This is a genomic window from Pseudomonas sp. EA_65y_Pfl1_P113, from assembly GCF_963970525.1.
GTDB classification, from domain to species: domain Bacteria; phylum Pseudomonadota; class Gammaproteobacteria; order Pseudomonadales; family Pseudomonadaceae; genus Aquipseudomonas; species Aquipseudomonas tritici.
The window spans coordinates 1-553 of sequence record NZ_CAXAQM010000300.1; the positions used below are offsets into that span (position 1 = coordinate 1).

2 protein-coding genes are annotated in these 553 nt (G+C 68.7%); both read right to left on the reverse strand.

Going from position 1 to position 553, the window contains the following annotated elements; all coding sequences use genetic code 11:
• Positions 1-254: dihydroneopterin aldolase (locus AACY52_RS29720; protein ID WP_339561288.1), on the reverse strand; the 254-nt coding region annotated here is incomplete at its 3' end.
• On the reverse strand, positions 251-553 hold a 303-nt coding region (locus AACY52_RS29725), incomplete at its 5' end, for an SDR family oxidoreductase (protein ID WP_339561289.1). The genes AACY52_RS29725 and AACY52_RS29720, both read right to left, overlap by 4 nt.

A 553-nucleotide genomic window follows, 5' to 3' on the forward strand; every position in this document is an offset into this window, starting at 1 on the left:
AGCGCCGCGATCGCCTCGCACAGCGTTTCCTGCAAATGGAAATGGCGGTCGGCGACCAGCGCCTGCACGCCTGCGCGCACGAAATCATAATCGAGCACCGCATCGATCCGGTCTTCGGCGGGCGGCGCGGGATAGACCACCTCCATCCGCACCGACACGATCACGCGCTGCCGCGCCGCCAGTTCGTGCGGATGGATGCCGAGCCCCATCGTCACTTCGAGACCCTCGAGGATGGTGGTGAACCGAACCGTCATACCCGCCCCTCGAACATCACGTCGCGCGCGCGCGGCAGGAAGCGCTGGCCGCAATCGACGTACACAGTCTGCGCCTGCACGCCCCGCGCCTCCAGCAGGAAGGCGACCGCGCGGGCGATATCGACGGGATCGACCGGACGCTGCAACGGGTTCTTGCGCGCCGCTGCGGCAAATTCGGCGTCGCTCTGGTCGGCGCTGGGCAAGGACAGGCCGGGCGACACCGCATTGACGCGGATGCGCGGCCCCAATGCCTGCGCCAGCATCGTCGTCGCGCCCGCAAGGGCGAGCTTGGCGCAGGT